Consider the following 368-nt stretch of genomic DNA (forward strand, 5'->3'; position numbering starts at 1 on the left):
CTGAAGTCCAGCAGGCCCATGGCCCCGGACAAGGCCGTACCGATCAGCAGCGCAGCCAGTACGGCATAGCGCGGCGACAGGCGCTTGACCACCAGGTAGGTGAGGAACATGCCCAGCACCAGGCCGGTGCGGTGCTGGGCGGCGACGAAGATTTCACTGCCGATCTTGAACAGGATCCCCGCCAGCAGGGCCGCAGCCAGGGACGCCGGGATCTTTTTCATCAGCCGCTCGAAGCTGCCTGTCAGGCCGCACAGGGTCACCAGCACGGCGCAGGTGATATAGGCGCCGATGGCTTCGCCGTAGGTCACTCCGGACAGGCTGGTGATCAGCAGGGCGGCGCCGGGGGTCGACCAGGCGATGGTGATGGG

General features: G+C 66.6%; 1 protein-coding gene. It reads right to left on the reverse strand.

Annotated features, from left to right (window positions below; all coding sequences use genetic code 11):
• A partial coding sequence (locus SB725_RS30310) for a benzoate/H(+) symporter BenE family transporter (RefSeq protein WP_410923043.1) occupies positions 1-368 on the reverse strand: 368 nt, incomplete at both ends.

This window comes from Pseudomonas sp. SIMBA_041 (genome assembly GCF_046535095.1).
Lineage (GTDB): Bacteria > Pseudomonadota > Gammaproteobacteria > Pseudomonadales > Pseudomonadaceae > Aquipseudomonas > Aquipseudomonas mucoides.